The sequence below is a fragment of the Actinoallomurus acaciae genome, assembly GCF_042429965.1.
GTDB lineage: Bacteria > Actinomycetota > Actinomycetes > Streptosporangiales > Streptosporangiaceae > Actinoallomurus > Actinoallomurus acaciae.
The window spans coordinates 1-7,218 of record NZ_JBHLZP010000413.1 but is presented as its reverse complement, the minus strand read 5'-3'; the positions used below and the strand labels follow the sequence as shown (position 1 = coordinate 7,218).

The following is a 7,218-nucleotide window of genomic DNA, read 5'->3' as shown; positions in this document are numbered from 1 at the left end:
TGCCGGTCGGCTCGCGGAGCACCGTGGCGGGCGCGGCGCCGGGGTGCACGGCCACGAGGGCGCCGTCGTGGAGGAACCGGCTCGCCGGGGCCGCGGGGTCGAGCATCCGCCCGCCGGCCCAGAGCGGGTGCGGCGGATCCGCCACCCAGCGGGCGCTCGGGAGGCGAACGACTTCCGCCATCGGTTCCTTGGCGGTATCGGCGTTCAATGTGGCAATAAGTGATCGCGCAACGGTTCCGACCGTCATATCGGAATCGCCGTTGACCACTACGTCACGGGGACCTTGATCGGTCAGCGCCGTGAGCGAGATTCGCATTCACCCCTCCACATCCCCAGCGTGCCGGACCAGGATAGAGAGGAGGAAGGATGGGAGACAGCGGCTCGAGATGAGTCGTTTCTTGATCACTTGACAAGCCGCAGGACTCGGTGCGCAAACAATCTGTCGCCGTTACATTGACGCGCGGCGTTATGGGCGGAACGATGGTTCGCCGCGTCCCCGTCGAACGCGATCAGCCCCCGGACAGCCGAATTGGCGGAGAGCCTGTGACCACGAGCAGTGATCGCAAGACCGACGGTCGTCCCTCACTCGGGACGGCCACCGGTCAGCGCATCCCCGTTCCCCGGCGGGAGCGCAAGCCGGCCATGGCCGCACTGGCCGTGCTGCTCATCGTCGGTGGTGCGCTGATCAGCGCGTACCTCGTGATGGTGAGCGGCCAGCGCGTCCCGGTGATCAGCATCGCCCAGCCGGTCGCGGCGGGCCAGCGGATCCCGGCGTCGGCGCTCCAGGAGGTGCAGGTCTCGGCGACCGGCGGCCTCGACTACATCCCCTGGGGCGACCGGGCCAAGGTGACGCAGACCTTCGCGACGGTGACGCTCGTGAAGGGCGCGCTCCTCACCAACGGCATGATCAGCACCGACTCGTCGGTCGGCAAGGGCAACGTCGTGGTCGGTCTCGCGCTCAAGCCGGGCCAGTTGCCCGCGGGCGGCCTCCAGCCGGGCGACCGCGTCGCGCTGTACGCCGTGTCCTCCCAGGGCGGTCAGAGCGGCACGCAGAGCGGCACCGTGCTCGCCCCGGTCGCCACGGTGTACGACGTGGTGCAGCCCGGCCAGAACGACATCCAGGCCGACCAGATCTCGGTCTCGGTGACCGTCCCGGTCGACCAGGCGCCCGCGGTGACCCAGGCCTCCTCGGCCGGCGCCGTCGCGGTCGCGCTGCTGCCGGCGGGAGAGAAGGCCCCGCAGACGCCGCGGCAGACGACGCCCAAGCAGCCGACCACACAGCCGTCCGCGGACCAGCCGTCCGGAAACCCGCCCGAGTCGTCGCGCGCCCGGCCGACGGGCACCCCCTGATGGGGCTCGTCGTCCTCGCGGCGGACAAGGGGGCGCCGGGCGTCACGACCGCGGCGATCGCACTGGGGGCCGTCTGGCCGCGCCCCGTCCTGCTCGCCGAATGCGACCTGGCCGGCGGCGACCTGGTGTATCGCCTGCCCGCCGAGGGCGGAGGCATGCTCAACCCCGCGCGCGGCATGCTCAGCCTCGCCGCGACCGCGCGGCGCGGGCTGCGGGCCGAGCAGGTCTGGGAGCACACGCAGCGGCTGGAGGGCGGGCTCGACGTCCTCGTCGGCCTGACCCGCGCCGAGCAGGCACAGGGCCTGACCTGGCTGTGGAGCCCGCTGGGCCGGGCGTTCGCGAACCTGCCGGGCGCCGACGTGGTGGCCGATTGTGGCCGCCTGGGCGCCGGATCGGCCTTGACCGATCTGCTCCGTGAGGCGTCAATGATCGTGCTGTTCACGCGGGCGACCCTTGAACACGTGGCTCACCTGCGTGAACGCATCAGCTCATTGTCGAGTGACCTCGGCGGGCACTCCGCGCCGCCGGTCGGCATCGTGGTCGTCGCCGATCCGAGCGAATACCGCACCGCCATTTCCGAGGTCGGCCGGATCATTTCCAACGCGAAACTGCCCGCCGCCGTCCTCGGGGGTTTCGCGATGGATCCCAAGGGTGCTGGAATGCTGAGGGGCCAGTGGGGCGGGCGGCTCGACCGTTCACTGCTGATCCGTTCGGCACGGCAGCTCGCGGGCGGACTCGCGGCGCGGGTCGCGCCCACCTCGGGGGATGATCGCGAAGCGCAGGGAGTGGCAAGTGGACCACAGCCTCGTTAAGCGCCTTCGCCAGGACGTCGGGGCCCGGCTCGCCGACCAGCGGCGGCTCGATGCCGCGAACGGCGTCGCCCCGATGAATCCCGAAGACGAGCGGCAGTTCGCGCGCGCTCTCATCGGGCAAGTGCTGGAGGAGTTCGCACGTACGGAGATCGCGGCGGGCCGGCGTCCGCCGAACGCCGAAGAAGAGGAGCAGCTCGCCGCGGGCGTGCACGCCGCGCTGTTCGGCGTCGGCCGTCTCCAGCCCCTTCTCGAGGATCCCGAGATCGAGAACATCGACGTCAACGGCTGCGACCGGGTCTTCATCGGCTACGCCGACGGCCGCGAGGTGATGGCCGAGCCGGTCGCCGAGTCCGACGAGGAGCTCGTCGAGCTCATCCAGATCCTCGCGGCCTACAGCGGTCTGTCCAGCCGGCCGTTCGACTCCGCCAACCCCCAGCTCGACCTGCGGTTGCCCGACGGGTCCCGCCTTTCGGCGGTCATGGACGTCACCGTACGGCCCGCGCTGTCGATCCGCCGCGCCCGGCTCGGCAAGGTCTTCCTCGCCGACCTGGTCGGCAACGGCACGATCAGCACGGAGATCGGCCTGTTCCTGCGCGCCGCGGTGGCCGCCCGCAAGAACATCATGATCGCCGGGGCGACCAACGCCGGAAAGACGACGCTGCTGCGGGCGATCGCCAACGAGATCCCGACCGCCGAGCGGCTCATCACCGTGGAGCGCGCCCTGGAGCTGGGCCTCGACCAGTTCTCCGAGCTGCACCCCAACGTCGTCGCGCTGGAGGAGCGGCTGCCCAACTCCGAGGGCCAGGGCACGATCACGATGGCCGAGCTCGTCCGCCGGTCGCTGCGCATGAACCCCTCGCGCGTGATCGTCGGTGAGGTGCTCGGCGACGAGATCGTCACCATGCTCAACGCGATGACCCAGGGCAACGACGGCTCGCTGTCGACGATCCACGCGAACTCCTCCTGGGAGGTGTTCAACCGCATCGCGACGTACGCCCTGCAGTCCGACGAGCGGCTGCCGATCGAGGCGACGCACATGCTCATCGCGGGCGCCATCGACTTCGTCGTCTTCATCGAGAAGCGCAACGACTACGCGCAGGGCGGGCGGCTGCGCCGGTTCGTCTCCAGCATCCGCGAGGTGACCGGCTGCGACGGCCGGGTGCTGTCCAGCGAGATCTTCGAGCCCGGTTCCGACGGCGGCGCCCGCCCGGCCGCGCCGATCGCCTGCGTCCAGGAGCTCGTGCCGTACGGCTACGACCCGTCCCACGGAGCGGTCTGGTGACAGGGGCGTTCTCGGGGGGCCTCGCACTCGCGATCGTCGCGGGCGCGCTGATCGGCGGTGGCGTGATGCTGCTCATCGTCGCGATCCGCGGTGTGCACCCGCGGCCCGGCCGGCCGTCGGCGCGCAGCCGTGAGGAGATCATCCGCACCCTGACGACCCGTACGGCGCTGGCGGTCGTCGCGGGCGTCCTCGTGCTCATCATCACGCGGTGGCCGGTCGCCGGCATCGGCGCGGCGCTGCTCGTGCTCGGATGGAACAGCATCGGCGGCGGCGCGGCAGAAGAACGCCGCTCGATGGCGCGCCTGGAGGCGCTCGCCGCGTGGACCGAGTCGCTGCGCGACACCATCGCGGGCGCGGTCGGCCTCGAACAGGCGATCCCGTCGTCGCTGCGCGCGGTGGCGCCGGCGCTGCGCCCGAAGGTCCAGGCACTGGTCGACCGGCTGCACACGCGGGTGCCGCTCGCGGACGCGCTGCGGACGTTCGGCGACGACCTCGACGACGCGTCCGCCGACCTCGTCGTCGCCGCGCTGATCCTCAACGCGCGACTGCGCGGCCCCGGCCTGCGCGACATGCTGGGCGCACTTGCCGACTCCGCACGCGCCGAGCTCGACATGCGCCGCCGCGTCGAGGCGAACCGCCGCACCACCCGGCGCAGCGTGCAGATCGTCGTCGGGGTCTCGGTGGGCACCGCCGTGCTGCTCGCCGTTGTCAACCGCACGTACGTCGCGACGTATGACTCCTTCACCGGACAGCTCGTGCTGGCGGTCGTGGTCGGGCTCTTCGCGGTCGGGTTCATCTGGCTGCGGCGCCTGGCGAAGTACGAGACGCCGCACCGGTTCCTGGCCTCGGCCGACTCCGACAAGGCGGATGCGCAGGACAGGCCGGGCGTGCCGGGCGAGGTGCCCGAGACCGTCGCGCGCTGGCAGGGGCAGACACCCGCGAACGGCAACCCCACCGTGCCGGGTCCGCGAGGAGGCAACCGATGACCGCTGCCCTGCTGGCCGGAGCCTTCTTCGGACTTGGCGCGTACCTGCTGTTCCGCGCGCTCTTCCCGCCGCGTCCGGGCCTGTCGGCGCGGCTCGCCGCCTTCGACGCCGCGCGCCGACGCGGGGAGGCCGAGCCGACCGGGAGCGCCGCGAGCACGGCCGAGCGGGTCACCGGCCTGCGCGCGCGGTTCGGCCGGTCGCTGGCCGCCTTCTATGAGGCGCGGGGCTGGCAGCAGCGGTCCGTACGCGCGGACCTGACGCTGCTGGACCGATCGTTCGAGACCTTCCTGGCCACGAAGTTCCTGCTCGCGATCGCGGCGATCGTGTTCATCCCGATCCTCGTCGCCTACTTCGCCGTGCTGGGGCTCCACGTCGTGGTCGCCGTGCCGGTGTGGCTCGGCCTCTTCTTCGCGCTGATCTTCTTCCTGCTGCCGGACATGCAGCTCCGCCAGGAGGCGGCCTCCCGCCGGCGCGACTTCCGGCACGCGGTCAGCGCCTTCCTCGACCTGGTCGCGATGAACCTCGCCGGTGGCCGTGGCGTGCCCGAGGCGCTGATGACCGCGGCGAACGTCGGCGACGGCTGGGCCGTGCGCCGCGTCCGCGACGCCCTGTCGAACGCCCGGATCACCGGGATCACGCCCTGGCAGGCGCTGGGCCGGCTCGGCGACGACGTCAACGTCGACGAGCTGCGCGACCTGTCCGCCGCCCTCGCGCTCGTGGCCGACGACGGGGCGAAGGTGCGCCAGTCGCTTTCCGCCCGCGCGGCCAGCATGCGCAGCCGGCAGCTCGCCGACATCGAAGGAAAGGCCGGTGAACGCTCTCAGTCCATGCTCGTCGCCCAGCTGCTGCTGTGCGCCGGTTTCCTGGTCTTCCTCGCCTACCCGGCGGTGATGCGCGTGGTCGCCTCATGACCGGTTCCCTGTCCGTTCCTTTCCCCCTACTGCGAGGTGAATCATGCGGTGGCTGAATCCGATGAACGACCCCGTCGTGACCTACATCCGGTCACACGTTGAAATGCGAATTCAACGGTTGCGTCAGGCGACCGACAAGACCCGTGGCGCGTCCGCCATCGAGTGGGCGATCATCACCGGAATTCTCGCTCTCATCGCCATAACCGTGGGCTGGGTCATCTACCGGCGCGTCACGACCGCGGCGAACAAGATCAACGTGAACAACGGCCCCGGTAACTGACGCGCGGCCGTCAGGCCGCCTGGGGCGATCCGTTTTCGCGAAAAGGCACGGCGATACGCGGCCGATCACGGCCAGTGATAAATGGTTGACAGCTTTTCACGCTAATTCGTAGGATTTGATGTGACAAGAATGCGCGGGGGTGGGAAGCGTACGGCCGGCCGTGCGTCGACCGGCGGGCGGCGCGATCGGGGCGCGAACACGCTCGAACTCGCCCTGCTGACGCCGGTTCTGCTTCTCGTCATTCTGTTCGTCGTCCAGTTCGCCCTCGTGTTCAACGCCCGGCACGTGGCCCTCGCCGCCGCGCAGGCGGCCGCGCGGGTCGCCCGCGAGCAGCGCACGGGCGACTGGCGGTCGGCGGCGAAGTCCGAGGGGATCGATTACGTCAACAAGATCGGCCCGCAGCTGCTGACAAAGGTGGACGCGGTTCCGGAGGAGAACGTGGGACAGCACGTGCGCGGAGTCACCGTCGGCGGTTACGCCGTACCCGTCGTGCCGTTCTTCCGTTTCTATGTCAGCGAGCACTCGAGCGGCCCGGTCGAGTGTTACCGGCCCGACAACGGTCTCGACCAATGCGAATAGCCGAGAGACGCGACGCGGGGACGATGGCGCTCGAGCTGGCGCTGCTGACGCCGGTGCTCGTGGCCTTCATGATGGTCATGGTCGGGCTGGGCCGGGTGGTCGAGGCGCAGAGCCAGGTCGACGGCGCCGCCCGTGACGCCGCGCGGGCCGCCTCCCTCGCCCGTACGACCGCGGGCGCGAACAAGGCCGCGGAGAACGCCGCCGGCGAGACGCTCAGCGGACGCAAGTGGTGCCGCCGGCTGCCGGATGCCACGGTCGACTTCTCCCAGTGGCGCCAGGGCGGCCAGGTCTCGGTGGTGGTCCACTGCGACATCGACCTGACCGGTCTGTCGCTCATCGGCTTCCGCCCCTCCCGGACGATGACCGGCACCGCGACGGCGCCGATCGACACGTTCCGGAGGATCGAATGACAGGGCGGGGCGACCGGGGCACGGTCGCGCTGTTCACGACGATCTTCGCCGTCTTCGTACTGGTCCTGGCCGGGCTCCTCGTCGACGGCGGCCTGACCATCCACGCCCGTCAGCGCGCCGCCGACATCGCCGAGCAGGCCGCCCGCGCCGCCGCGGACGACATCGACGTCGCCTACCTCCGCCGTACCGGCAAGGCGCGCATTCTGGCCACCGATGCCCCGTGCCGCCGCGCGCGACTGCTCGCGAGCAAATATCCGGAGGTGACGGGCCCGGTCCAGTGCGACACCTCCGGCGGAGACGAGGCGCGGGTCATCATCCAGATCCGGGTGAAGTTCCAACTGCTTAGCGCTTTCGGCTTCTCGGACATGACAATGTCCTCAGCGGCATCGGCCCATCCACAGGAGGGGATCTGACTTTCCGGCCCCGCCCGGCGGGGCTCGCCATCCGGTCCTACCCAGAGGAGTGAGCAGGTTGAGGTTCGCGGTTCGCCGGCCGGCCCTCCCACGCGGCCACCGCCCGTCCGAGGGCGGCCTTCCCGCCGTGCGTGACGGACACCCGACCCCGGCCCCGGCGGCGGACCGGCCATGGCACCGCGACGGGCGCGGCCT

At 71.0% G+C, this 7,218-nt stretch carries 10 protein-coding genes; 9 read left to right on the top strand and 1 reads right to left on the bottom strand.

Annotated features, from left to right (window positions below; genetic code table 11):
• Window positions 1-181, bottom strand: a 181-nt coding sequence (locus tag ACFFNX_RS36715; protein ID WP_378210612.1) for a hypothetical protein, incomplete at its 3' end; no start/stop codon positions are given.
• Window positions 182-543: 362 nt separating this feature from the next.
• Here ACFFNX_RS36715 and ACFFNX_RS36710 point away from each other — a divergent pair.
• The 9 genes from ACFFNX_RS36710 (at window position 544) to ACFFNX_RS36670 (ending at window position 7,023) form a co-directional block, all read left to right on the top strand.
• Window positions 544-1,350, top strand: coding sequence for a CpaB family protein (locus tag ACFFNX_RS36710; RefSeq protein WP_378210610.1), 807 nt, complete (start codon window positions 544-546; stop codon window positions 1,348-1,350).
• Window positions 1,350-2,162 carry a hypothetical protein gene (locus ACFFNX_RS36705; RefSeq protein WP_378210608.1) on the top strand — a complete coding sequence of 271 codons (813 nt, stop codon included), beginning with the start codon at window positions 1,350-1,352 and terminating at the stop codon, window positions 2,160-2,162. The genes ACFFNX_RS36710 and ACFFNX_RS36705 overlap by 1 nt, the downstream gene beginning before the upstream one ends.
• Window positions 2,143-3,444 (top strand): TadA family conjugal transfer-associated ATPase, encoded by a 1,302-nt coding sequence (locus tag ACFFNX_RS36700; protein ID WP_378210606.1) that lies wholly within the window; start codon window positions 2,143-2,145, stop codon window positions 3,442-3,444. The genes ACFFNX_RS36705 and ACFFNX_RS36700 overlap by 20 nt, the downstream gene beginning before the upstream one ends.
• Window positions 3,441-4,430, top strand: a complete 990-nt coding sequence (locus ACFFNX_RS36695) for a type II secretion system F family protein (RefSeq protein WP_378210604.1) — start codon at window positions 3,441-3,443, stop codon at window positions 4,428-4,430. Before ACFFNX_RS36700 ends, ACFFNX_RS36695 begins: the two co-directional genes overlap by 4 nt.
• Window positions 4,427-5,341: a type II secretion system F family protein gene (locus tag ACFFNX_RS36690; protein WP_378210602.1), complete on the top strand. Its 915-nt coding sequence runs from the start codon at window positions 4,427-4,429 to the stop codon at window positions 5,339-5,341. Before ACFFNX_RS36695 ends, ACFFNX_RS36690 begins: the two co-directional genes overlap by 4 nt.
• Before the next feature lie 61 nt (window positions 5,342-5,402).
• Window positions 5,403-5,621 carry a hypothetical protein gene (locus ACFFNX_RS36685; protein ID WP_378210599.1) on the top strand — a complete coding sequence of 73 codons (219 nt, stop codon included), beginning with the start codon at window positions 5,403-5,405 and terminating at the stop codon, window positions 5,619-5,621.
• A 129-nt stretch (window positions 5,622-5,750) separates the two neighbouring features.
• Window positions 5,751-6,200 carry a TadE/TadG family type IV pilus assembly protein gene (locus ACFFNX_RS36680; protein ID WP_378210597.1) on the top strand — a complete coding sequence of 150 codons (450 nt, stop codon included), beginning with the start codon at window positions 5,751-5,753 and terminating at the stop codon, window positions 6,198-6,200.
• Between the two features lie 23 nt (window positions 6,201-6,223).
• Window positions 6,224-6,610, top strand: coding sequence for a TadE family protein (locus ACFFNX_RS36675; RefSeq protein WP_378210595.1), 387 nt, complete (start codon window positions 6,224-6,226; stop codon window positions 6,608-6,610).
• On the top strand, window positions 6,607-7,023 hold the full coding sequence (locus tag ACFFNX_RS36670; RefSeq protein ID WP_378210593.1) for a pilus assembly protein TadG-related protein: 417 nt from the start codon (window positions 6,607-6,609) through the stop codon (window positions 7,021-7,023). Before ACFFNX_RS36675 ends, ACFFNX_RS36670 begins: the two co-directional genes overlap by 4 nt.
• Window positions 7,024-7,218: the final 195 nt, after the last annotated feature.